23 protein-coding genes are annotated in these 21,035 nt (G+C 63.2%); 14 read left to right on the forward strand and 9 right to left on the reverse strand.

Annotation, left to right across the window (positions count from 1 at the left end; genetic code table 11):
- Positions 1-96 precede the first annotated feature (96 nt).
- Genes ACH2DW_RS04950 through ACH2DW_RS04960 form a run of 3 tightly spaced genes read right to left on the reverse strand, consistent with a single transcriptional unit; the run spans position 97 to position 3,558 of the window.
- Positions 97-984 carry an alpha/beta fold hydrolase gene (locus ACH2DW_RS04950; protein WP_394928609.1) on the reverse strand — a complete coding sequence of 296 codons (888 nt, stop codon included), beginning with the start codon at positions 982-984 and terminating at the stop codon, positions 97-99.
- Positions 981-2,018 (reverse strand): Gfo/Idh/MocA family protein, encoded by a 1,038-nt coding sequence (locus ACH2DW_RS04955; protein WP_394928610.1) that lies wholly within the window; start codon positions 2,016-2,018, stop codon positions 981-983. Before ACH2DW_RS04955 ends, ACH2DW_RS04950 begins: the two co-directional genes overlap by 4 nt.
- Positions 1,990-3,558: a Gfo/Idh/MocA family protein gene (locus ACH2DW_RS04960; protein WP_394928611.1), complete on the reverse strand. Its 1,569-nt coding sequence runs from the start codon at positions 3,556-3,558 to the stop codon at positions 1,990-1,992. The genes ACH2DW_RS04955 and ACH2DW_RS04960 overlap by 29 nt, the downstream gene beginning before the upstream one ends.
- Positions 3,559-3,695: 137 nt before the next feature.
- On the opposite strand from ACH2DW_RS04960, the gene ACH2DW_RS04965 reads away from it, so the two are divergent.
- The 5 genes from ACH2DW_RS04965 to ACH2DW_RS04985 are packed head-to-tail and all read left to right on the forward strand — an operon-like array spanning position 3,696 to position 7,796.
- Positions 3,696-4,718, forward strand: coding sequence for a metal ABC transporter substrate-binding protein (locus ACH2DW_RS04965; protein ID WP_394928612.1), 1,023 nt, complete (start codon positions 3,696-3,698; stop codon positions 4,716-4,718).
- A complete protein-coding gene (locus ACH2DW_RS04970) occupies positions 4,715-5,539 on the forward strand; it encodes a metal ABC transporter ATP-binding protein (RefSeq protein WP_394928613.1) in 825 nt (274 codons plus the stop codon). The genes ACH2DW_RS04965 and ACH2DW_RS04970 overlap by 4 nt, the downstream gene beginning before the upstream one ends.
- Before the next feature lie 23 nt (positions 5,540-5,562).
- The gene (locus ACH2DW_RS04975) at positions 5,563-6,408 is read left to right on the forward strand and encodes a metal ABC transporter permease (RefSeq protein WP_394928614.1); all 846 of its coding nucleotides are present in this window, start codon (positions 5,563-5,565) and stop codon (positions 6,406-6,408) included.
- A 54-nt stretch (positions 6,409-6,462) separates the two neighbouring features.
- Positions 6,463-6,969, forward strand: coding sequence for a Fur family transcriptional regulator (locus ACH2DW_RS04980; RefSeq protein WP_394928615.1), 507 nt, complete (start codon positions 6,463-6,465; stop codon positions 6,967-6,969).
- Complete coding sequence (locus ACH2DW_RS04985; RefSeq protein WP_394928616.1) at positions 6,966-7,796, forward strand: PhzF family phenazine biosynthesis protein; 831 nt, start codon at positions 6,966-6,968, stop codon at positions 7,794-7,796. The genes ACH2DW_RS04980 and ACH2DW_RS04985 overlap by 4 nt, the downstream gene beginning before the upstream one ends.
- Positions 7,797-7,839: 43 nt before the next feature.
- Here the strand turns inward: ACH2DW_RS04985 and ACH2DW_RS04990 are convergent, their stop codons facing one another.
- Genes ACH2DW_RS04990 through ACH2DW_RS05005 form a run of 4 tightly spaced genes read right to left on the reverse strand, consistent with a single transcriptional unit; the run spans position 7,840 to position 11,151 of the window.
- On the reverse strand, positions 7,840-8,160 hold the full coding sequence (locus ACH2DW_RS04990; protein WP_394928617.1) for a DUF805 domain-containing protein: 321 nt from the start codon (positions 8,158-8,160) through the stop codon (positions 7,840-7,842).
- Positions 8,124-9,143: an LLM class F420-dependent oxidoreductase gene (locus ACH2DW_RS04995; protein WP_394928618.1), complete on the reverse strand. Its 1,020-nt coding sequence runs from the start codon at positions 9,141-9,143 to the stop codon at positions 8,124-8,126. Before ACH2DW_RS04995 ends, ACH2DW_RS04990 begins: the two co-directional genes overlap by 37 nt.
- A 59-nt stretch (positions 9,144-9,202) precedes the next feature.
- Positions 9,203-10,120, reverse strand: coding sequence for a PAC2 family protein (locus ACH2DW_RS05000; RefSeq protein WP_394928619.1), 918 nt, complete (start codon positions 10,118-10,120; stop codon positions 9,203-9,205).
- The gene (locus tag ACH2DW_RS05005; protein WP_394928620.1) at positions 10,117-11,151 is read right to left on the reverse strand and encodes a phosphotransferase family protein; all 1,035 of its coding nucleotides are present in this window, start codon (positions 11,149-11,151) and stop codon (positions 10,117-10,119) included. Before ACH2DW_RS05005 ends, ACH2DW_RS05000 begins: the two co-directional genes overlap by 4 nt.
- 108 nt (positions 11,152-11,259) lie before the next feature.
- On the opposite strand from ACH2DW_RS05005, the gene ACH2DW_RS05010 reads away from it, so the two are divergent.
- The 3 genes from ACH2DW_RS05010 (at position 11,260) to ACH2DW_RS05020 (ending at position 12,842) form a co-directional block, all read left to right on the forward strand.
- Positions 11,260-11,967 (forward strand): tetratricopeptide repeat protein, encoded by a 708-nt coding sequence (locus ACH2DW_RS05010; protein WP_394928621.1) that lies wholly within the window; start codon positions 11,260-11,262, stop codon positions 11,965-11,967.
- 167 nt (positions 11,968-12,134) lie between these two features.
- Complete coding sequence (locus tag ACH2DW_RS05015; protein WP_394928622.1) at positions 12,135-12,542, forward strand: hypothetical protein; 408 nt, start codon at positions 12,135-12,137, stop codon at positions 12,540-12,542.
- A gap of 162 nt (positions 12,543-12,704) precedes the next feature.
- Positions 12,705-12,842 carry a ComEA family DNA-binding protein gene (locus ACH2DW_RS05020; RefSeq protein WP_394928623.1) on the forward strand — a complete coding sequence of 46 codons (138 nt, stop codon included), beginning with the start codon at positions 12,705-12,707 and terminating at the stop codon, positions 12,840-12,842.
- Between the two features lie 24 nt (positions 12,843-12,866).
- Here ACH2DW_RS05020 and ACH2DW_RS05025 read toward each other — a convergent pair whose 3' ends face one another.
- The gene (locus ACH2DW_RS05025; protein WP_394928624.1) at positions 12,867-13,346 is read right to left on the reverse strand and encodes a hypothetical protein; all 480 of its coding nucleotides are present in this window, start codon (positions 13,344-13,346) and stop codon (positions 12,867-12,869) included.
- A 51-nt stretch (positions 13,347-13,397) separates the two neighbouring features.
- Here ACH2DW_RS05025 and ACH2DW_RS05030 point away from each other — a divergent pair, with 51 nt between their 5' ends.
- Both ACH2DW_RS05030 and holA read left to right on the forward strand, forming a co-directional pair.
- Positions 13,398-13,700, forward strand: coding sequence for a hypothetical protein (locus tag ACH2DW_RS05030; protein WP_394928625.1), 303 nt, complete (start codon positions 13,398-13,400; stop codon positions 13,698-13,700).
- The gene (holA, locus tag ACH2DW_RS05035; protein WP_394928626.1) at positions 13,675-14,622 is read left to right on the forward strand and encodes a DNA polymerase III subunit delta; all 948 of its coding nucleotides are present in this window, start codon (positions 13,675-13,677) and stop codon (positions 14,620-14,622) included. The genes ACH2DW_RS05030 and holA overlap by 26 nt, the downstream gene beginning before the upstream one ends.
- A gap of 56 nt (positions 14,623-14,678) precedes the next feature.
- Here the strand turns inward: holA and rpsT are convergent, their stop codons facing one another.
- Positions 14,679-14,933 carry a 30S ribosomal protein S20 gene (gene rpsT / locus ACH2DW_RS05040; RefSeq protein WP_394928627.1) on the reverse strand — a complete coding sequence of 85 codons (255 nt, stop codon included), beginning with the start codon at positions 14,931-14,933 and terminating at the stop codon, positions 14,679-14,681.
- Positions 14,934-15,131: 198 nt separating this feature from the next.
- On the opposite strand from rpsT, the gene lepA reads away from it, so the two are divergent.
- The 4 genes from lepA (at position 15,132) to ACH2DW_RS05060 (ending at position 21,029) form a co-directional block, all read left to right on the forward strand.
- Positions 15,132-16,937, forward strand: a complete 1,806-nt coding sequence (gene lepA, locus ACH2DW_RS05045; protein ID WP_394928628.1) for a translation elongation factor 4 — start codon at positions 15,132-15,134, stop codon at positions 16,935-16,937.
- 63 nt (positions 16,938-17,000) lie between these two features.
- Entirely contained in the window at positions 17,001-18,323 is a 1,323-nt protein-coding gene (locus tag ACH2DW_RS05050) for an MFS transporter (RefSeq protein ID WP_394928629.1), read from the forward strand.
- Between the two features lie 37 nt (positions 18,324-18,360).
- Entirely contained in the window at positions 18,361-19,635 is a 1,275-nt protein-coding gene (locus ACH2DW_RS05055) for a D-arabinono-1,4-lactone oxidase (RefSeq protein ID WP_394928630.1), read from the forward strand.
- A gap of 56 nt (positions 19,636-19,691) precedes the next feature.
- Positions 19,692-21,029: a cryptochrome/photolyase family protein gene (locus tag ACH2DW_RS05060; RefSeq protein WP_394928679.1), complete on the forward strand. Its 1,338-nt coding sequence runs from the start codon at positions 19,692-19,694 to the stop codon at positions 21,027-21,029.
- Positions 21,030-21,035: the final 6 nt, after the last annotated feature.

Below are 21,035 nucleotides of genomic sequence, written 5' to 3' on the forward strand. Positions count from 1 at the left end.
GCAGACGGGGAAGCCCCACGGACGATGCGGCGGTCGATGCTGCTGACGATGCTGCTGACGATGCTGCGGACGATGCGGATGGAGTTGATCGAGCGCTCATGGGAAGAAGTCTGCCTCCGTGGAAGCTCGATGAAGCAGATCGGCCACCTTGGCCGGGTGCTGCGCGTGCACGTCATGATGCGCGGGGCTGAACCACTCGGCGCGGCCGTGGGGGAGCGCTGCGATCGCAGCATCGACTGCCTGGCGTTTCGACGAGGTCCAAGCGACGTCGCCGGTGTCGGCGGGAATCATCAACAGCGGTGTGTTGACCTCCGGGTACAGCGCGGACGGCTGGTGCTCCCACAATCCGCGAAGCACTTGGAGATGTCGTTCGAACGTGAGCCATGGAGCGATGGTGCCGTCATCGCGAACTTCGAAATTGGCGAGCTGACCGAGCCGACCTTCTTCCGGCCAGTCGGGGTTCGACGACGCCATCCACTTTTGCATCCGGTCGAACGGTGTGCCGATCAATTTCGGTGGCGCCATTGCGGCAGCTGCATCGTCCCAGACCGGGAAACGATCCTGCAGTTGGATGAATCCGCCGTCGACGCATGTAATCGATTGGGCAATGCCGGGGTGGCGGTGGGCAAACTCGAGCACAACATTTGCGCCCCATGACTGACCGGCGACAAGCGGCGCGGTCCAATCCCAGAGCGCAATGAGTTCGTGGACTTCGTTGGCGACCGTCACCATAGCGTAGTCGTCGTCAGGCTTTGAAGATTGGCCATGGCCGCGCTGATCGATGGCCACAGTCGGATGCCCCATTTGAGCAAGGCGCCAACCGACGCCGTCCCAGAGATGGGCATTTGAAGCTAGGCCGTGGACGAGGAGACATGGTGGCGCCGTCGGCTCGACGGGGTCCCAGTGGACCGCATGGATGCTGCTCGCCGCCAGCTCATGCCACTCGTGGCGTGGCGCGGGGCGTTCGGTGGACAGGGTGTTCATGAAACCTCCAAGATCTTCTCGATCAGGCCCAACATGTTGAGGCTGTCTTCGGCGGAATGCTCCCACGGTTCCTGGTGAGCCACAGCGGCGGCGAACGCATCGACCATGGTCAGGTACGGGTCAGCCGCCGCCACGTTGATGGTCGATGTTGTTCCGTCGTTCGAGCGCAAGACGATCTGCGTCGCCCTGGTCCCGCCGGTGTGGGCGTCGCCTTCGAGCAGCAATGTGCCATCGGAACCGACGAGCTCGAGTCGCTGCTCCTCGGCATCGATGAACGAGCAACGAATACGAGCGGATCGGCTCTCGCCCCAACGAAGTGTCGCGGTGGTCGCCGCATCGACACTGCCGCTTCCACGAAGCGCGGCGGGCGTGATCGAGGCGTCGATGTGCGACGGCTTCGACCCCCACAGCTGGACGGCGGGCCCGAGGCAGTAGATGCCGACGTCGAGCAGGGCACCGCCACCCTGTGCCGGGTCCCATCGGTAGTTGTCGCTCGCCTCGGGTCCAATCGTGAACGTGAAGGTTGAGCGAACTTCGGTGATGGCGCCGACCAGTCCAGTGGCGGCAAGACGCATCACTTCTGCCCAGCGGGGGTCGAACGGTGTCATCCACGCTTCGGCGAGCAGAACGCCTGCATCGTCGCATGCCACTCGCATCCGCTCTGCGGCCTGCACGCTCGCCGCGATCGGCTTCTCACAGAGTACGTGCTTGCCCGCTGCGGCGGCCTTGATTGTCCACTCCTCGTGCATGGCGTTTGGCAGCGGGATGTACACGGCGTCGACGTCTGGGTGATCGAGGACAGCCTGATAGTCGGCAACAGACACATCAGACCAAACGGACGATGGTGGGGTGCTCAACGACGAAGCAGCAGCGAGTGTCGCGTGAGTGCTGGCAACAATTGCAGGCAGCACAGCCAGGCGCGCAACCATCGATCCCGCGCCGATGACGCCGATCCCGATCATGCCGACCGCAACAATGCGCGGCGACCCGTGATGTGTCGCATCTTTAGAGTTCGATGAGGGATCCGCCCTCATTGCCCGAACGATGGGCTGCTTCGAGCACTGCGACAACATCGCGCGACTGCTCCGGTTCGACCGCAAGGGACTCGCCGAGCAGGAGGTGGTCGGCAAGGTTGCGGTGAAAGCCCCAACCCTGATCGGGCGCCGGTCGGACCTGCGAGGTGACGATGCCGTGCTCGCCGTCGTAGCGGCCGACGGTCAAGTCGACAGGTGCTTCGGCATGGTGGGAGTTGTGTTCAAGATGGCCTCGTCCGGGGACCACAGCGTCAGTGCGGAGCGGCCGGTAGTGGCCCTCGACGGTCGCTGCTGTTCCCTCGATGTGGAACTTGGGGCGCCGAATGGCGCAGACGTCACTCTGGCGGAAAGTGGCCTCACGGCCGTCAGCCCACTGCATCCACAGCGACAGTTGGTCGACGTTCGTCGTGTCGTGCCACACCCGGGTGTGGGTGGTGCACAGGACTCGACTCGGTGCGCTGCCGTAGAGCTGGTTGATCCAGTCGACATGGTGTGAACCCCAGTCGTAGACGGCGCCGCCGGAGATGGAGTCTTCCGAATGCCAGGCTCGGCACGGATGTTCGAAGCCGCCGACGAAGGTCTCGATGTTGAACACCTCACCGAGATCGCCGTTGCGCATTAGGCGCTGGACGGCAAGAAAATCGGTGTCCCAGCGGCGGCTCTGGTGCACCGTCACGGTCCGGTCGTGCTCGGCTGCGGTGGCGATGACCTGCTCTGCGTCAGCGCGTGTGATCGCCATCGGCTTCTCCATGACGACGTGCTTGCCGGCACGGAGGAGTTCGATGGCCAACTCGGCGTGGAAGCTCGGGGGCGTAGCGATCACGACCACGTCGACATCGTCGTCCGTGGCGAGCGAGGTGGCGGAATCATGGCCGACAAGATCAGAGAAGTCGAGACGTGCTGCTTCGATGCGATCCGGCGAGTTATCGGCCGCAGCTGTGAAGGCCAACCCGTCGGTCTCGGTAGCTGCGAGGCCATGCAGGTAACCCATGCCGCCGAATGGGCCGTACCCGACGACGGCGAGGCCGAGAGTCGGCGTGCTCGTCGGGAATGCTGGGCGGAGGAGTCGAGCAACGTAGATGCCCAGCGTGCGATGTTGCTGGAGCGCATCGAGGTCAGCCACCCCGGACGCAACGATGCAGCCGCTCCCGACGCGTCGGACGGTGATGGTCGGCTCATGGTGGAACCGAACACTTGTCGTGGCGGCAATCGCTGTGTCGCTTCCAATGACGTTGAGCGTGCGGAGGGTGCTGAAAATGGGCACCTCTCCGTCGAGGCGAACGGTTTCGGGGCGGTCGGCAAGCGTGACGAACCACTCGGCACGAGGGAGCGCGGCTTCGACCCGGACGCCACAGAGCTCAGCAGCGACGGCGTCGTCTGGCTCTGGTGCGACGAGTACGGAGCCGCCGGCCGCCGCAAATGCGAGCGCGTCTGCTGCGTCGTTGTCGGTGAGCAGGCCCGTCAAAAGACGGATTCCGTGATCGTCGTGTCGGCCGGAGGGGCCGGCCGGATCGGTGGTGTCGTGCTGTGTGATGGTCATAGCTGTTCGGTCAATGTACATCCGCTCTCAATTGCCCACCTGATGGTGCCCTGATTGCGTCGGTCGGTCATATTTCACTCTGATTCTTTTGAGGACGACATCGTGTTGCGATCAGCTCGCATCTAGCGTTGCACTTGATGAGCAGTCATTTCCCCTTTCGTTTTGCTTCGCTCGCTGTGCTCGCGAGTCTCGTTGCTGTCTCCTGCGGGGGTGGCGGCGGTTCCGACTCGTCGTCTGGTGAGCCCTCGGACGATCGGCTCCTCGTGGTCACGACGGTCGCACCCATCACTTCGATCGCGGCCAACATCATCGGCGATCGAGCGAAGATTGTTGGCCTGGTTCCCGAAGGAACCAACTCGCACACCTTCGAGCCGCCTCCTTCGGCAGCCGAATTGTTGAGCACTGCTGACGTGGTCTTCATCAATGGACTGCAGTTAGAAGAACCGACGAAGGAACTCGCCGAAGCCAACCTTGCCAATGGCGTACCACTCGTCGAGTTGGGCGACGAGACGATTCGACCCGACCAGTACAAGTACGACTTCTCATTTCCTGAATCGGATGGCAAGCCCAATCCGCACCTCTGGACCGATCCGACGCTGGTCAAGGTGTACGCCGGTCTGATCCGCGACACCATGGTCGGCGTCGATCCCGACGGCGAGTCGTTCTACGACACCAATTTTACAGCGTTCAGCTCACTGGTCGACGAGTTCGATGAGGTCATCGCCGCAACGTTCGACACGATTCCAGTCGATCAACGCAAGCTGGTCACGTATCACGACGCGTACGCCTACTTTGCCGACACCTATGGGTGGAACGTCATCGGTGCGGTGCAGCCGGCCGACTTCGGCGAGCCCACTGCAGGTGACGTCATCGACCTGATCGAGCAGATCGACGCGGAGGGGGTGCCGGCGGTGTTTGGCTCGGAGGTCTTCCCTTCGCCCGTCCTCGAGCAGATCGCAAACGAGACCGGGGCGGTGTATGTCGACGACCTTCGGGACGACGATCTGCCGGGTGAGCCCGGCGCAGCCGAGCATTCCTGGCTCGGTTTGATGAAGTCCAACTTTGTCACGATGACCGATGCGCTCGGTGGCGACTCTGCGACGCTCGCGGCGTTCGAGCTCAGGAACGTCGCGACCGACGAAGCGACGTACCCCCAATGATTGGGCTACCCGCGAGTCGGACCCCCACGATGGGGGCAGTCAAGCCGGGCGCAGCCATGATTGAAGCGGCACAGTTGAGCGTCGACTATGGCGTTGGCGAGGTGCTCAGCGACGTCGACTTGTCGATAGCCGACGGCGATTTGGTCGGCATCGTCGGGCCCTCGGGGTCGGGTAAGTCGACGCTCCTCAAGGCGTTGCTTGGCACGGTTGCTCCATCGACTGGCACCGTCGTGCGGAGATCCGGTCTGACCGTGGGCTTGGTGCCCCAGGTCGAACAGATTGACTGGAGCTTTCCGGTCACTGTTGCCGAGTGCGTCGGAATGGCTCGAGCTCGCGGCTGGCGGACTCCATGGATCAGGCGTGCCGAACGTGTCGAAATCCGCGAGGTGCTCGAACGGCTTGGCCTGGAAGGCCTCGGGCACCGCCACATTCGTGACCTCTCGGGAGGACAGCAGCAGCGTGTCTTTCTCGCACGGGCGTTGTTCACCAAGGCCGAGGTCATCTTCCTCGACGAGCCGACGTCCGGGTTGGACGTCCGCACCCGTCACGATGTCCTGCACCTGCTTGATGAGCTCAACCAGCAGGGCTTGACGATCGTGTTGACGACCCACGATCTCAACGGGATCGCCGCGCATCTGCCGAAGATCGTGTGCCTGAACACCCGCATTATCGGGGCTGGTTCGCCTGACGAAGTGCTGGTTCCCGATGTCCTCGAACGGACCTACGGCTCGCCGATGCACATCCTTGAGCACGGTGGAATGCGCGTGGTCGTCGACGCGCCGCTCGGCGTCGTTCGCGACGCCGGCGAGGCGACTGCGTGAACTCGGTGGCACAGCCAGGCCTCGTGGCACTCGACGTGTTCAAGCCGTTCGAGTTCGAATTCTTCCGCAACGGTGTGCTCGTGGCGACGCTTGCAGGCGCACTCTGCGGGGTCGTCGGCTGCTATGTCGTATTGCGGAACATGAGCTATATCGGCCACGGGCTCTCGCACTCCATCTTCGGCGGATACGCGGTGGCCGGGTTGCTCGGGATCAACCTGTTCCTCGGCGCTGGGGCATGGGGCGTGTTGACCGCGTTGGCCATCGGCGGCATCGTGCGGCGCCGACCGATTGGATCGGATGCGGCGATCGGTGTCGTGACCACTGCGGCGTTCGCCTTCGGCCTTGCGGTCGTTCAGATCTACGGGTCGCCCGGTCGGAACGCCGATGCGCTGCTCTTCGGGAACGTGCTCGGCGTCACTTGGGCCGACGTCTGGCTGATCGTCGGCGTTTCGATCGGTGCGCTCGCGTTCATCTTCATCGGATATCGCCAGCTGTTGTTCACCACCTTCGATGCCGAAGTGGCGCGGGCCACGGGCGTGCGGACCAACGTGGTCGATGCACTTCTGATGGTGTTGCTGTCTGCCACGGTGTTGTCGACGATGAATGTCATGGGCGTCACGCTCATCGCCGCCAACCTGGTCATCCCCGCGGTGGTGGCGCGCATGCTGACCGACAGCTTCTCCCGGATGCTCATGCTCGCCGGCTTGATCGGAGCGGTCAGCGGGTTTGTCGGGATGAACGCCAGCTACCACCTCGATGTCGCGTCAGGTCCGACAATCGTGCTCACAGCAGCGGTGTTCTTCGTGCTTGCCTTTGTCGCGGGCGGTTCGTTCCGCCGACGCGCTGCGGGCGTCGGCCATGCACACTGACGCCAGCAACCGGGTCAACGTTCATCGCTGATGGTCGATCACTAATCTCGGCCGATGGACGCGAATGACGAGTCAGTGACTCCCCTCGATGGCTGGACGGTCGACGGCTGGACGGTCGAGGACGCCGAGGCAATCCTCCGGACGCACAACTGTCGGGCGACGGGGCCGCGGGTCGCGGTGCTCACAGCGCTCCTGCGGCACGGCGGGCCCATCGATGCAGGGGCGCTGACGACCCTGGCACAAGCTGAGGCAGCGGGCATCCACGAGGCAACCGTCTATCGCACGATCAGCGTGTTGTCCGACCGCGGCATCGTCACGCATGTGCATGCAGGGCACGGACCGTCGCTCGTCCGGCTCGGTGGCGACCACGGACTGATCGCGGTGTGCCGAGATTGTGGCGGAATCACATCCGTGCCTGCCGACACGGTTGAGCGGTTTATTTCCGAAGCCCGCAATGCGATCGGCTTCACGCTGGAGCCGGGACACTTCGCCCTCGAGGGTGTCTGCGGCCGGTGCAGCCATGACGGACAAGACGGACCGGAAGATGAGGGCAAACAGTGAGGACCTACCGTTTTGACCAGGTTGACGTGTTTGCTGCGGGCCCCTTCACCGGAAACCCCCTGGCGGTGCTGCACCAGGCTCAGGACCTGTCGGCAACGACAATGCAGACTGTCACTCGGTGGACCAACTTGTCTGAGGTGGCGTTCCTGCTCGCGCCGACAGTGGCTGCAGCGGACTATCGAGTCCGGATCTTCGAACCAAAGTCTGAGTTGCCCTTCGCCGGTCACCCGACGCTTGGGGCATGTGCCGCATGGCTCGCAGCCGGCGGTATCCCGAAGCGTGATGGCGTGATCGTGCAGGAATGCGGTGCCGGGCTCATCAAGATTCGCCAGTCGGCATCTGGTGCTCTTGCGTTCGCCGCTCCGCCCATGACCCGGCACGAGCCCGTCGATGCCAACGATCTCGACCGGGTGCTCGACGTGCTCGGGATCGACGCGGCCGACGTCGTCGACAGCAGTTGGATCGACAACGGTCCCGGCTGGATGGGCCTGCTGCTCTCGTCTGCTCAGCACGTGCTCGGTCTGCCTGCACCAACCGCCACGGCGAGCCACTTCGATGTTGGCGTGGTCGGGCTCCACCCGGTCGGTCATGTCGCAACGATTGAGCTCCGTGCGTTCTTCAACGACCCGAACGGCTCGATTCGCGAGGATCCGGTGACCGGCAGTCTCAATGCGTCCGTTGCTCAGTGGCTGCTCGCCATGGGCATTGTGGAAGCGCCGTATGTCGCAGCGCAAACCACGGGCAGCATCTCGGTCGAACAGGCCGACGGAGAGATTTGGGTCGGAGGCGTGGCCGACGTGCGCGTGTCCGGCACCATCGAACTTTGACTGATCTCGGGATCGAGTCGGCTCAATCCCGAGACATCATCGATCAGTCCTCGGCGGCTGCGCCGTACGCGTTCGTGCCCATGCTCGCTCCCACGAGGAAGACGAGCAGCACAATGAAACCAACAATGGCGATGAGGCTGATGAGCAACATCCAACCCGACTTGCCGGTGTCGTGGAGCCGTCGCACTGCGATTGCGAGACTCGGCAAGAACGCCCCAAGGGCATAGACGACGTAGAGCAGGCCGAAGATCGCGGATTGGCTCGCGAGGATGCCCAGCGCCAGGGCGATGAGGAAGTTGACGAGGAGGTTGTCCGTCGGGTGACGAATCAGACCTCGCGGAGGTCGGCCATCACCTTGGACCAACGGTCGGGGTCGCTGGCGTACGGGGCATAGAAACTGAGACGCTGAATGACGTCGCCGTATCGGGCACCAAGTTCACCGGCGATCGTCTCAGGCTCGCCGACGACAGCGAACGTATTGAGGATCTCGTCGTCGATGAGCGTGCCCATCTTGTCCCATTCGCCCTGCTTGGACAGTGTGTTCAGCTCGTCTTGGAGCCCGCCCCAACCATGCATGTCGAGCACGGGGCGATACGCCGGTGTTGAACCGTAGAACGCGATCTGCTTGCGAGTGGCGATCGCAGCCTTCTCGATTTCTTCGTCGTTGTTGCCAGTGATGACGAACGATGGGCCGACAATCTCGAACCCTTCCATCGTCTTGCCGGCCTTCTCTCGACCACGGGCCAGCGCAGGAATGGTCACCTCGCGCAGGTACTTCTCGGTGGTGAAGCCGTGGCAAATGAAGCCGTCGAATGCCTCGCCGGCGACCTCGGTCATCAGGGGTCCGACCCCAGCAAGAAACATCTTCGGAGGACCAAAACCGTCGAGTTCACGCTTGTCGGGCGAGAACATGGGGGTCATCAACGTGTGCCGGTAGAACTCGCCGCGGAACTCGAGCTTCTCGCCGGTGAGCCACGTGTTCCAGATCGCTCGCATGGCCAAGGCAAACTCACGCATCCGGGCCGCAGGCTTGCTCCACTCCATCGAGAAACGCTTCTCGATGTGCGGCTTGATCTGGCTACCGAGACCGAGGACGAACCGACCCTTCGAGTACGCCTGCAGATCCCATGCGGTGTTCGCCACGGTCATCGGCGACCGCGAGAACGCCACCGCGATCGACGTGCCGATCTCCAGGTTTTCGGTGTGCTCGGCCGCGAGCAGCAACGGGAGGAACGGGTCGTGTGCCATTTCGGCGACCCAGGCTCCCGCGTAGCCAGCAGCCTCGACGTCCTTTGCCTGAGCGGGCACGTCGTGGAGGTTGTTACCGATGTTGCCGTCGATCTTCATGACGCGAACGTAGTGCGCCGACCCGCGTCACATCGGGGTCGGGGCTCTCTGTGGCGGGACTAGGCGTCGGGCTGGCCGCGGAGGAACTCTTGGATTTCTGCGGCGATTTCGTCGCCCGACTTCAAGCGCATCTCGGCCGCGGCGTCTGCGGCATCGGCATCGTCTTCGACCGCCGCGTCATGCAACGACTCGAGCTGCGTGACCATCAGCTGGTGGTCGACGTTGTCGGCGACCATTTGGTCGATCCGTTCACGCTGAATACCGACTTCGTTGCGCAGCGCAGCGCCGGCAATGCGCACACCGGTTGCCTCGGCCAATCCGTCGAGCAGGGCGACCGACGAAGCGGGGTACGTCATTGACGACACGTAGTGCGGGACTTGTGCCCAGATGCCGAGAGCCGGGATCTTGCGGTCATGCATCGTGTGTTCGAGTGCGGCGGCCATGCCCGCAGGCACATCGACCGAGCTGCGGGCGAAGTTGACATTGGCAAGCACGTCGATCGAGGGCGAGGAACAGGAGAGCCGAGGCGTGCGAGTGTGCGGCGCCGCAAACGGGTACGCCCCGAACCCAATCATGTGGGTGACGCCGAGTTCGACCGCGATGTCTCCAATGGCCTTCGAGAAGCGTCGCCAGTTCATGTCGGGCTCAGGGCCCATCAACACGAGCACGTCGCGCCCCGCAGGGGAGCGACCGGCGAGGAGCTCGATGTGGCTCCATCGCAGGTTGGTATTGACGCCGTCGCGCAACTCCATCGTCGGGCGACGGGCCCGATAGTCGATGAATGTGTCATCGTCGAAGCGTGCCATCGGAGCGGTTTCGCACTCATCGGCGACCACCTGAACTGCCGCCGCGGCGGCGCCTGCAGCATCGATCCAGCCCGTCATCATCACGATGAGGATTGGCTCGTGCAACATCGGCTCGGTGGTGAGCCATTCGATGTCGGTGTTGGTACCGGGCGCGCCGGGTTGTTCGCTCATGTGAACTGCTCCACGTACTGCTCGGCCTTGGCAGCTGCAGCGTCGACCTGAAGTTTGAAGGGCTCGAGATCGGCAGGGTCCTGATCGCCGAGCGCTCCACCGAGGTAGCGCCCGTAGACGCCCTCGAGGATGCAGGCGAGCTTCCAGTAGGCGAATGCGACGTAGAAGTCGAGTTGGGAGATGTCACGCCCGGACACCTCGGCGTAGCGGGCCACCAGGTCAGCACGGTTCCAGAAGCCGTCGGCGGTGGTCGCAATGCCGTCCCAAGCACTCGCTTCGTCGTCGGGACCCGTCCAATACACCTGGAGCAGTCCGAGGTCGGCGAGCGGATCGCCGAGGGTGCAAATCTCCCAGTCGAGCACGGCCACCACGTTGCCGTTGTCGTCGACCATGCAGTTGTCGAGCCGATAGTCGCCGTGGACGATCGTGGCGGGGCCCTGGTCGGGGATCCGTGCCGCGAGCGCAGCGTGCACTCGATCGACCGCCTCCAGCTCGCGGGTTTTGCCCTGATTCCACTGGCTGTACCACCGCTTCAGCTGTCGTGCGATGTATCCCTCATGGCGGCCGAGGTCAGTCAGTCCGGTTGCATCGAGGTCGACGCTGTGAATGGTGGCCATGGTGTCGACCAGCGACCGGCTTGCGTTGTCGCGGGCCTCGACGCTGAGCGTGGATCTTGCCTCGTCGAGGTCGTGCACGACGTTCCCGTCGACGTAGCTCATCACGTAGAACGGTGCGCCGTTGACATCGAGATCATCGCAGAACCCAAGAGCTGGGGCGACGGGTACTGAGGAATTTTGGAGACCCGAGATAATTCGGTGCTCGCGACTCATGTCGTGAGCGCTCGCCAGGACGTGGCCGAGCGGTGGGCGCCTCAGGACGAAATGGTTGTCCGCTGCGTCCTGCACGCCGAAGGTGAGGTTGGAGTGGCCGCCGGCGATCAGGCCGAACGTGTACGGGCCCCGGGCGCCTTCGATATGCGCGTCGAGCCAGGCGGTGACGTTGGTGACGTCGATGCCGGCATGATCACTCATTGCAGCCGAGGGTAGCGACCATGCCCGCGAGATGGGGACCCGCGTGGGACGACGACTTGCGTGCCCGGCGCGCTGGCCGCCCTGATGTCAGCTCGGTAGCCTGGCCTGATGGCAGCAATCGACGTCACCGACGCAACGTTCGAGTCCGAAGTGATCGAGAAGTCGAAGGACGTCACCGTCGTGGTCGACCTGTGGGCTCCATGGTGCGGCCCGTGTAAGACGCTGGGCCCAATTATCGAGTCGGTCATCGATGCGACGGACGGCAAGGTCGTGCTCGTCAAGGTGAACATTGACGAGAACCCGGCAATCGGTCAAGCGTTCAAGGTGCAGTCGATTCCTGCGGTGTACGCATTGCAGGATGGCGCCGTGGTCAATGGATTCATGGGAGCGCAGCCTGAGCACGAGGTCCAGGCCTTTATCGACTCGCTGGCCCCGTCCGAGCAGGAACAGGCGATCAGCGAGTTGATTGCCGGAGGCGATGAGGGCAGCCTGCGCATCGCGTTGGAGATGGAGCCGGCCAACGAAGATGCGATTGGTGCGCTGGGCGAATTGCTCGTGGCCGACGGTCGTGTCGAGGAGGCGTTGGCGCTCATCGAACGCATCCCCGAAAACGATCGGACCCGCAAGATTGCTGCGTCGGCGCGCGTCGGCGAGACGCCGGATGACGACAACGACAGCAAGCTCATCGCGCTCCTCGATCAGGTGAAGGACGATGATGACGCTCGTCAGCAGTTCGTCGACATTTTGGAGCTGATGGGGGCGGACGATCCGCGTACCGCCGGCTATCGACGTCAGCTCACGATGCGTCTGTACTGAGTTGGCCCGGTGTCGTTCATCTGTCGACTCAAGGCGATGGAGGAATGACAAATCCTGGGCGCCTGGGCGCCCGGAGCCGTTAGGGCCGGTCGTACCGACCTCCTCCTATTGCAAGCTCAGCGTGACCGGATTCCCGCGTGTTGCACTCCGGGTCGAGGAGGTCGATCGTGGAGGAAGTCCCTGAAGGTGCGGTGGCACGTCCCGCGCCGGTGCAGCCGGTTGTCGATCGGGTGCGTCCCTGGCTCGGCTGCTTTGGTGTAGCGCGACTGACGGTGTCCGCCGTGTCGATGATGGTCGTCTGTGTCGGAGCGTTCTGGCTCGTCCGGTCCCCTTCGCCGCCAGCCGAAGCGGTGGTGCCGCAAGGGTCGTCGGCAGAGGCGCCCGCCTCGACACTGGCCGCCCCAGCGGTCTTTGCGAGCGAGCCGACAGAGGTCGTCACTCCGGACGAAGTTCTTGTTCATGTCGCCGGAGCCGTTGTTCAGCCGGGCGTCTATCGACTGCCGAATGGCGAGCGAGTCGATGAAACAGTTCGGGCAGCTGGGGGTCAACTCCCGATGCTGATCTCGACGTGCTGAACCTGGCCGGTCTCGTCGACTTTGCGCGTGGGTATGTGCCAGTCGAGGGCGAGGTGGCGCCGCCGCTCTCATCCGTTGGGTCGGGCCCGGTCGCGGAGACTCCGGCTGGGCCTCTCGACGTCAATCGTGCCGCTGCGCGTCTTCTTGAGACCCTCCCCGGGCGTGGGCCCAGCGACGGCCGCAGCGATCGTGGCGGAGCGAGATCGGAACGGACCGTTCCTCGGCGCCGACGACCTTGAGCGGGTTCTGGACCTCGGCCCAGCCAAACTTGCTGGCCTCCGTGACCTGGTCACCGCGTGACACGGTGCGATCCGGTGATCCCGATCAGAAGAGTGCTTCGCCGATCGAGACCGTGGCAAGGCCGAGCGCAATGCCTGCGCCGACCCAGATGCCACCGGCCAACCACAAATAGTGGCGCCAGTAGTCAGCCCACGTGGCGAGAGGGTTCCTCGTGGCTTGCCGCGACGCGATCAGGCCGACGATCAACCAGAGGACGCCCGACGCCGTAATCGCAAGGGAGTACAGGCTTGAGTCGCCGAATGGGGCCCCAACGACGAGTAAGCCGGGCGCAGCGATGATGCCCCCGACCAGGCCCACCGCGCCGCTCCAGGAGGCGTCGGAGTACTCCAACGATGCGTAGGAAAGGGCACCGACGATTGTCGGAATCACCAGGCCAGCGAGGGGGCCCCACGACCGAATGCGGGCGCGGTACCAGCGGGGCCCATCGATGAGTGGCCGGTCGCCGGCGCGGCCTGAATCTGTGGGGTCCGATGTACCGGGCGGGGTAGAGGTGTACGACGTCACGCGGGACTCATCGTACGGCAGCGTCCTCGGCATCGAGGGGCACCCCCGCTCGTGAGCGTGCCGGTCAACCTGCTGGCAGTCCTGGTGGCTGGCGCAGTGATGCTCTACGGGTTGCCTGCTGGCCTGTTCGCAGGATGGATTCCGGCTCTGGCACAGCTGCTGATATTTCCCGCGCGCTTCGGAACGCGATGGGTCGACACCATTGCAATGTCGGGTGAACGCATCGAGCCTGCGCTGCCATGGCCCTGGGTCGGTTGGGGCGTCGTCGCAACGATCTGCGTCATCGTTGTCGCAGTTGGCGCTGGACGCGGTAAGAATCGGGCTCCCCATGGCAACACATCTCCTGACCGGTGACGACGAATCGATTCTGCGCACTGCGGTGAGCGACCTCGTGCACGAGTTGGTCGGTGATGGGGAGCGCTCGATGATGGTCGATGAGTTCGACGGCGAGGAGTACGAACTCCGACTCGTTGTCGATGCGGCCCAGACGATGCCGTTCCTCACCGACAAGCGAGTCGTCATCGCACGCCAGGTCAGTCGATTCAACGCCGATGACCTTGTGCCGCTCTTGGCCTACGTTGACAACCCACTTGATTCTTCAGATCTCGTGCTCGTCGCAGGCGGGACAGGACGGCTGTCGAAGAAACTCAGCGACGCGGTTAAGGCCTCAGGCAAGGTGCACAACACGTCGCCGGGTCGTGACAAGCGAAGTTGGCTCGCCGACCAGGTCAGCGCAGCCGGTCTGAAGATGGACGGGGGAGTGACCGCTCAGCTCGCCACGTGGCTCGGCGAAGACGCCGGTCGGCTCGACGGGATCCTCGCGACGCTCAAGAGCACCTACGGGGCTGGCGAGAAGTTGTCGTTTGCTCAGATCGAGCCGTTCATTGGTGAGGCCGGGGGAGTTCCGCCGTGGGACCTCACCGATGCGATCATGGCCGGTGACACCACGAAGGCGCTCGGCTTGCTCGGACGAATGGTCCACGCAGGCGGACGACACCCTCTGCAGGTGATGTCGATTCTGCACAACCATTACGCCGGCATCGCGAAGCTTGATGGAGTCGAAGCTCGCAACGAGGATCACGCCGCAGCGGCGACGGGTCTGAAGGGTTTCCCGGCAAAGAAGGCGCTGCAGAACTACAATAAGCTCGGTGGGGCCAACACCAAGCGGGCGCTCGATTGGATCGCGCAGGCCGATCTTGATCTACGCGGCGCCAAGGATCTCGAACCAGAACTTGTGATGGAAGTCCTCGTCGCTCGCTTGAGCAAGCTGCGCTGAGCCGAAAACGACAAAAGCGCCGCACAACGGCGGCGCTCACATCGGAATGAGGAAGCTCAGTCGGCGGGCTGCAGCTGCTTCATCAAGCGGCTCTTCTTACGAGCTGCTGCGTTCTTGTGCATGACGCCCTTCTGGGCCGCCTTGTCGATGCGCTTGATTGCAAGACGAAGGGCTTCGGTCTCGCCGTCGGTGCCGACCGCGGCCTGGGCGGCCTTCACACGCGTCTTCACCTCGGCACGAACGGCCTTATTGCGCTCAGCGCTCTTGGCGTTGGTGAGGATGCGCTTCTTCTGGCTCTTGATGTTTGCCATGTGGGTGATGCCTTTTTCTTCGATCTTGTCGGGCCACAGAGGGCAGCGCCGAACAGCCGTGAAACTCTACCGACCGGCATCGGAACCCCCAACGTGTGCGCCAATGGTCCTCGAAGTTGCTGATTCACGATGAGATTGAGTCGCAGCAGGGACGGGACAAGCTCACCGCAACCGCTGCCAGATAGCGTTGGGTACGTCATGAACGGCACCAACTCAGCGCTGACTCTGGACAAGATCCGGAACTTCTCGATCATCGCGCACATCGATCACGGTAAATCGACGCTGTCGGACCGCATCCTCGAGATCACTGGGGCGGTGCAGACACGCGACATGAAGGCCCAGTACCTCGACTCAATGGACCTTGAGCGTGAGCGTGGCATCACGATCAAGGCGCAAAACGTCCGCGTCCCATGGAAGGGACACACGTTCCATCTCATCGACACGCCGGGACACGTTGACTTCGGATACGAAGTCAGCCGCAGCCTGGCCGCGTGTGAAGGCGTGGTGCTCGTTGTCGATGCTGCGCAGGGCATCGAAGCCCAGACGCTTGCGAATTGTTACCTGGCCCTCGAGAACGACCTTGAGATCGTGGCAGTGCTCAACAAAATCGATCTGCCTGCCGCCGACGTCGACCGTTACGCAGGTGAGATCGAGACCGTGCTCGGGATCCCGCGCGACGAGATCATCCCAATGTCAGCCAAGACCGGCGTCGGTGTACCCGACCTGCTCGACGCCATCATCGAGCGCATTCCCGCACCGCTGGGCGACCCGGATGCTCCGCTCCAAGGTCTGATCTTCGATTCCCAGTTCGACCAATACCGCGGCGTCGTTTCGTCGATCCGCATCATGAACGGCAAGCTGCAGGCCAACACGAAGGTCGAGTTCATCAACGCGGGCGCCCAGCACGAGGCGATCGAGATCGGTGCGCGCGAGCCCGTGATGACGCCATGTCAAGAGCTCGGTCCGGGCGAGGTCGGGTATCTCATTGCGGGCATCAAGGAAGTGGGCGATGCCAAGTCGGGCGAAACTGTCACCACCGCGGTGCACGGCTCGACCGAAGCGCTTCCTGGCTACCGCGAGCCGCTGCCGATGGTGTTTTCCGGCTTGTTCCCGATCGATGGTGACGACTTCGAGACGCTGCGCGAAGCGCTCGGCAAGCTCAAGCTCAATGACGCCTCGATCACCTACACGCCCGAGTCATCGGGCGCGCTCGGCTTCGGTTTCCGATGTGGATTCCTTGGCCTGCTCCACATGGAGATCGTCAAGGAACGTCTCGAGCGCGAGTTCGACCTCGCACTCATCGCCACCGCCCCGAGCGTCGAGTACCTCGTGACCAAGACCAACGGTACGCAGATAAAGGTGGACAACCCAGCCGATCTGCCCGAAGCGCAGAGCATCGACTTCGTCGAGGAACCGTTCTTCAAGCTCTCGATCATCACGCCTACCGACTACACGGGACCGTTGATGGATCTCTGCCAGACCCGGCGGGGCGAGATGAAGAAGATGGAGTACCTCTCGCCTGAGCGGGTGGAACTCGTCTACGAGGTGCCGCTCGCCGAAGTGGTTGTCGACTTCTTCGACCAGATGAAGTCGCGGACGAAGGGCTATGCCAGCCTCGACTACGAGCTCGCCGGTTACCGCAAGAGCAATTTAGTCAAGGTCGACCTGCTCCTGAACGCGATCCCGGCTGATGCCTTCAGCACGATCGTGCACCGTGACAAGGCTTACGCCTACGGCAGCCGTATGTGCGAGAAGCTCAAAGAGCTCATCCCGCGACAGATGTTTGATGTGCCGATCCAGTCAGCAATCGGCGGCAAGATCATCAGCCGCGAAACGGTGAAGGCCAAGCGTAAGGACGTCACGGCCAAGTGTTACGGCGGTGACATCACGCGGAAGCGCAAGCTGCTCGAGAAGCAAAAAGAGGGCAAGAAGAAGATGAAGTCGATCGGTCGGGTCGAAGTGCCCGGCGACGTCTTCATCGACGCGCTCAAGCTCGACGATTAGTCGGCGACAGGACGGCGGCGGGTCAGGCACCGCATCGTCAAGCATCGGGTGTGCGTGCTAACGATGCACCTTGTGAGCTCCTTGCCAACTGATCCTCGTGATCCGGTGGCATCTCGATCGTCTCGGCGACCTGCCAGCGGTTCCCCGATCGAACGGTCTCGATTCGGAGCCACCACCTTTCGGTCACTGAAATACCGGAACGTGCGGCTCTTTTTCGGGGGGCTTCTTGTTTCGAACGTGGGCACTTGGATGCAGCTCACGGTGATGTCACTTCTGGTGTTCCGGCTCACCGGCGAATCGACGTCGGTCAGCATCAGCATCGGCCTGCAGTTCCTCCCGATGTTGTTTCTCGGTGCGTGGGCAGGGTCGATTGCTGATGCGCTCGACAAGCGCAAAATGGCGATCGTCACGCAGTCGGCGATGGCGGCGCAGGCGTTTGCCATTGGTCTGCTCGACGTGACCGGACTGATCAACCTGCCGCTGGTGTACGCGATGTCGTTGGCGCTCGGTGTGGCAAATGCGTTCGACAATCCTGCCCGGCGGAGCCTCGTCACCGAACTGGTGCCGCCCGAAGAGATCACCAACGCCACATCGCTGAATACCGCGGTGATGACGTCATCGCGCATCGTCGGGCCGGCGATCGGGGCGGTGCTCGTTGGAGCCTTGGGTACAGGTGTGTGTTTTCTCCTGAACGGTGCCACGTTCTCGGCAATCATTTTCTCGCTGACCGCGCTCAGGACCAACGAGATGCATTCCTCTCCGCCTCGGCCAAAGGGCGGCCAGCCGGTGCGAGACGCACTGCGCTTCATCGTCGGGCGGCGCAACCTCCTGGTGCTGTTTGTTGTGTTGCTCGTCGTGTCGACCTTTGCGTTCAACCAGCAGGTGGTCTTCCCGAAACTCGCTGATCTGAAGTGGGGTGGAGACCAATCCTTTGGCTATGTGCTCGGCGTGATGTCGGTCGGTTCGCTGACCGGCGCGCTCCTCACGGCGCGTCTCCGCCACGTGAGCTTGCGCTGGTACTTCGGTAACGCGGTCGTGTTGTCGGTCACCGCGATTGGAATTGCCTGGGCGCCCAACATCTGGGTGGCGTTTCTGTGGGCGATGCCGATGGGACTTGGAGCTTCAGGCTTCATCACCGCGGCGAACGCGATCATGCAACAAGAGAGTCCCAGCGATATGCGCGGCCGCCTGATGGCACTCCAAGCAGTCGTGTTTCTCGGTTCGACGCCGATCGGCGGGCCCATCACCGGTGTCATCGCCGATCAGGTCAGCGTGGAATGGGCACTTGGCTATGGCAGCGTGATCAGCCTGTTGGTCGTCGCAGCCGCCAGCGTGTACTGGCTGGCGACGGCGCGGCGGCGTGCTGAGACTGCTCTGGCGCGATGATCGACGAACGCGGCCGTGTGCGGGAGAATGACGGACAATGACTCAGGGTCCGTCGACGACAAGCGAAACGAACTGGGCGGGCAACCACTCCTATGCCGGAACGATTCATCGGCCGCGAACCGTTGATGAGGCAGCGTCGATCGTGCGCGAGTCCCCGAGCGTGCGTGGCATCGGTTCCCGACACTCGTTCACGGACATCGCTGATGCGGTTGATCTGATCGACCTGAGCGACATCGACCGACCGCCGGAGTTCGATGCCGACGCGCGGTCGATCACCGTGTCCGGCACAGCGCTCTATGCAGATGTTGCTCGGTCGCTGCGCCCACACGGTGCGGCGCTGCGCAACCTTGCCTCCTTGCCGCACATCTCGGTCGCCGGCGCGATCTCGACAGGGACTCATGGCTCGGGCGCGGCGCACGGGAATCTCGCGACGTCGGTTGCCGGGCTCGAGTTCATTGCGTCGTCCGGCGAGATCATCGGTGTCGATCGGCAGACGCCTGACTTTGAGGGCATGGTGGTGTCACTGGGTGCCCTCGGCATGATCACCACAGTCACGCTCGATGTTGACTTCGACTACGACATTGCGCAGCATGTGTATGACGACTTGCCGCTCGACCTCGCCGTTGATCAACTCGGCATGATTCTGAACGCCGCCTACAGCGTGAGCATCTTCACGACGTTCGCCGGCTCGCTGGGAGGACAGGTTGGGCAGGTGTGGATCAAGCGTCGTACCGACGGAAGCGACCGATCAATGTCGCCGCGGTCGACCTTTCTTGATGCTCCGGCCGCAACGATGCAACACCACCCCGTCCCAGGTCTCGACGCGTCGTCGTGCACCAGACAATTGGGTGAGCCCGGGCTGTGGAGCGAGCGTCTGCCGCACTTCCGGATGGGCTTCACTCCGAGCGCAGGCAACGAAGTCCAGTCTGAGTTTTTTGTCGACGCCGTCGATGGGAACGCGGCCTTTGATGCTCTTCGTCGGGCGTCTGCCGACTTCTCCGACCGCTTGATGGTTGCTGAGGTGCGGGCGATTGCGGCCGATGAGATGTGGATGAGCCCGCATTATCACCGCGCATCGGTCGGCTTTCACTTCACGTGGTTTGCCGGGGACAACGACAACGCGGTCCGGACTGTGCAGCAGGCACTCGAACCCTTTGCGCCGCGGCCGCATTGGGGCAAGTTTTTTCACGCCGAACTCTTCGATCCGGCGACGGCATACGAGATGTTTGACGATTTCGTTGACTTGGCCACACGTCTCGACCCGCACGGTGTCTTCCGGAATGCTTGGTGGCGTCGAGTGATCGGCAGTTGAAAGCGACGCCGTGCGCATGGACGCGGTAGAAACGAGCAGTGACTAAGCGCTCGCTCATGTGGTTCCGTCGGGATCTTCGGATTGGCGACCTTCCAGCGTTGCTCGCCGCCGGATCCGACAACCAGACCGTGGTGCCGCTCTTCGTCATTGATCCAGGCTTCGCTCGCGCCGGAGCGCCTCGGCGAGCCTTGCTCCATGGGATCCTGAATCATCTCGACCAACAGATTCGCGACCGGTTTGGATCTCGGTTGCTGATCCGACACGGCGACCCAGCCGTCGAGGTTCCGGCAATTGCTGCTGCGTTCGATGCGAGCACCGTGTACGTGAGTCGGGACTATGCGCCCTACGGCCGGCAACGCGACACATTGGTCGCGGCAGCGTTGGCCGAACAGGGACGTTCGCTCACCGGCGTCGGTTCGCCGTATGCCGTCGATCCTGGTCGCGTACTCAAGGGGGACGGCACCCCGTACAAGGTGTTCACTCCGTTCTCGAAGATCTGGCGACAGGCCGGTGTGGAGCCTCCGGCCCCGGACCCTGGCGGCGACATGGCCTGGGCACCGACATCGGCACTGGATGAATACTGCCACCCGCTCTTCGACCCGCCGGAGCCAGGATGCCGCCTGCCGTCTGTTGGTGAGGCTGCTGCACTTGATCGTTGGGCGTCGTTTCTCGACGCGGCCTCTGCTGCGGACGGCACGATGCGATCGGGCGTCAGTGCCTATAACGATTTGCGCGATCAGCCGGCGCTTGCCGGCACCAGTCACTTGTCCCCTGACCTGAAGTGGGGCACCATCCACCCCCGCACGCTCTTGGCGGATCTGGATCTGTCGGGCCCGAAGGACGACGGCGCCATGGTGTTTTCGAGCGAACTGGCATGGCGCGACTTCTACGCCGACGTGCTGTTCACCCAGCCCCACACCGCCTGGAAGAACCTCAATACCCGATTCGATGCAATGCCCGTCGACACCGACACCGCCGCACGCCGCCGCTTCGATCAGTGGACGGCAGGCGAGACCGGTTTTGGCATCGTCGACGCTGGTCTGCGTCAACTCCTCGCGACGGGCTGGATGCACAACAGAGTCCGCATGATCGTGGCGAGCTTTCTCGTCAAGGATCTGCACCTGCCCTGGCAGTGGGGTGCGCGGTGGTTCATGCAGCACCTGCTCGACGGCGACATTGCCTCCAACAATCACGGCTGGCAATGGGCTGCCGGCACGGGCACCGATGCATCGCCATACTTTCGTGTGTTCAATCCGACGACGCAGCAAGAGCGGTACGACCGTCGCGGTGAATATGTCGACCGTTGGGTGAAAACTTCCGCCGAGCCGATGGTGGACCATGGAGTTGAACGCGAGGAAGCCCTCCGCCGACTCCGAATGCTGCGCGACGCGTGAGCGCCG

Origin of the sequence: uncultured Ilumatobacter sp. (assembly GCF_963980585.1) — a bacterium.
In the GTDB taxonomy this organism is placed as follows: domain Bacteria; phylum Actinomycetota; class Acidimicrobiia; order Acidimicrobiales; family Ilumatobacteraceae; genus Ilumatobacter_A.

What these genes read in the sequence shown, in the direction of transcription:
- ACH2DW_RS05010 (WP_394928621.1), top strand. Translation starts at nt 11,260, where the DNA reads ATGGCAGCAATCGACGTCACCGACGCAACGTTCGAGTCCGAAGTGATC.
- ACH2DW_RS05005 (WP_394928620.1), bottom strand. Translation starts at nt 11,151, where the DNA reads ATGAGTGATCATGCCGGCATCGACGTCACCAACGTCACCGCCTGGCTC.
- ACH2DW_RS04965 (WP_394928612.1), top strand. Translation starts at nt 3,696, where the DNA reads ATGAGCAGTCATTTCCCCTTTCGTTTTGCTTCGCTCGCTGTGCTCGCG.
- ACH2DW_RS05055 (WP_394928630.1), top strand. Translation starts at nt 18,361, where the DNA reads ATGACTCAGGGTCCGTCGACGACAAGCGAAACGAACTGGGCGGGCAAC.
- ACH2DW_RS05060 (WP_394928679.1), top strand. Translation starts at nt 19,692, where the DNA reads ATGTGGTTCCGTCGGGATCTTCGGATTGGCGACCTTCCAGCGTTGCTC.
- ACH2DW_RS05050 (WP_394928629.1), top strand. Translation starts at nt 17,001, where the DNA reads ATGCACCTTGTGAGCTCCTTGCCAACTGATCCTCGTGATCCGGTGGCA.
- ACH2DW_RS04995 (WP_394928618.1), bottom strand. Translation starts at nt 9,143, where the DNA reads ATGAAGATCGACGGCAACATCGGTAACAACCTCCACGACGTGCCCGCT.
- rpsT (WP_394928627.1), bottom strand. Translation starts at nt 14,933, where the DNA reads ATGGCAAACATCAAGAGCCAGAAGAAGCGCATCCTCACCAACGCCAAG.
- ACH2DW_RS04950 (WP_394928609.1), bottom strand. Translation starts at nt 984, where the DNA reads ATGAACACCCTGTCCACCGAACGCCCCGCGCCACGCCACGAGTGGCAT.
- ACH2DW_RS04970 (WP_394928613.1), top strand. Translation starts at nt 4,715, where the DNA reads ATGATTGGGCTACCCGCGAGTCGGACCCCCACGATGGGGGCAGTCAAG.
- ACH2DW_RS05000 (WP_394928619.1), bottom strand. Translation starts at nt 10,120, where the DNA reads ATGAGCGAACAACCCGGCGCGCCCGGTACCAACACCGACATCGAATGG.
- ACH2DW_RS04980 (WP_394928615.1), top strand. Translation starts at nt 6,463, where the DNA reads ATGGACGCGAATGACGAGTCAGTGACTCCCCTCGATGGCTGGACGGTC.
- holA (WP_394928626.1), top strand. Translation starts at nt 13,675, where the DNA reads ATGGCAACACATCTCCTGACCGGTGACGACGAATCGATTCTGCGCACT.
- lepA (WP_394928628.1), top strand. Translation starts at nt 15,132, where the DNA reads ATGAACGGCACCAACTCAGCGCTGACTCTGGACAAGATCCGGAACTTC.
- ACH2DW_RS04955 (WP_394928610.1), bottom strand. Translation starts at nt 2,018, where the DNA reads ATGAGGGCGGATCCCTCATCGAACTCTAAAGATGCGACACATCACGGG.
- ACH2DW_RS04960 (WP_394928611.1), bottom strand. Translation starts at nt 3,558, where the DNA reads ATGACCATCACACAGCACGACACCACCGATCCGGCCGGCCCCTCCGGC.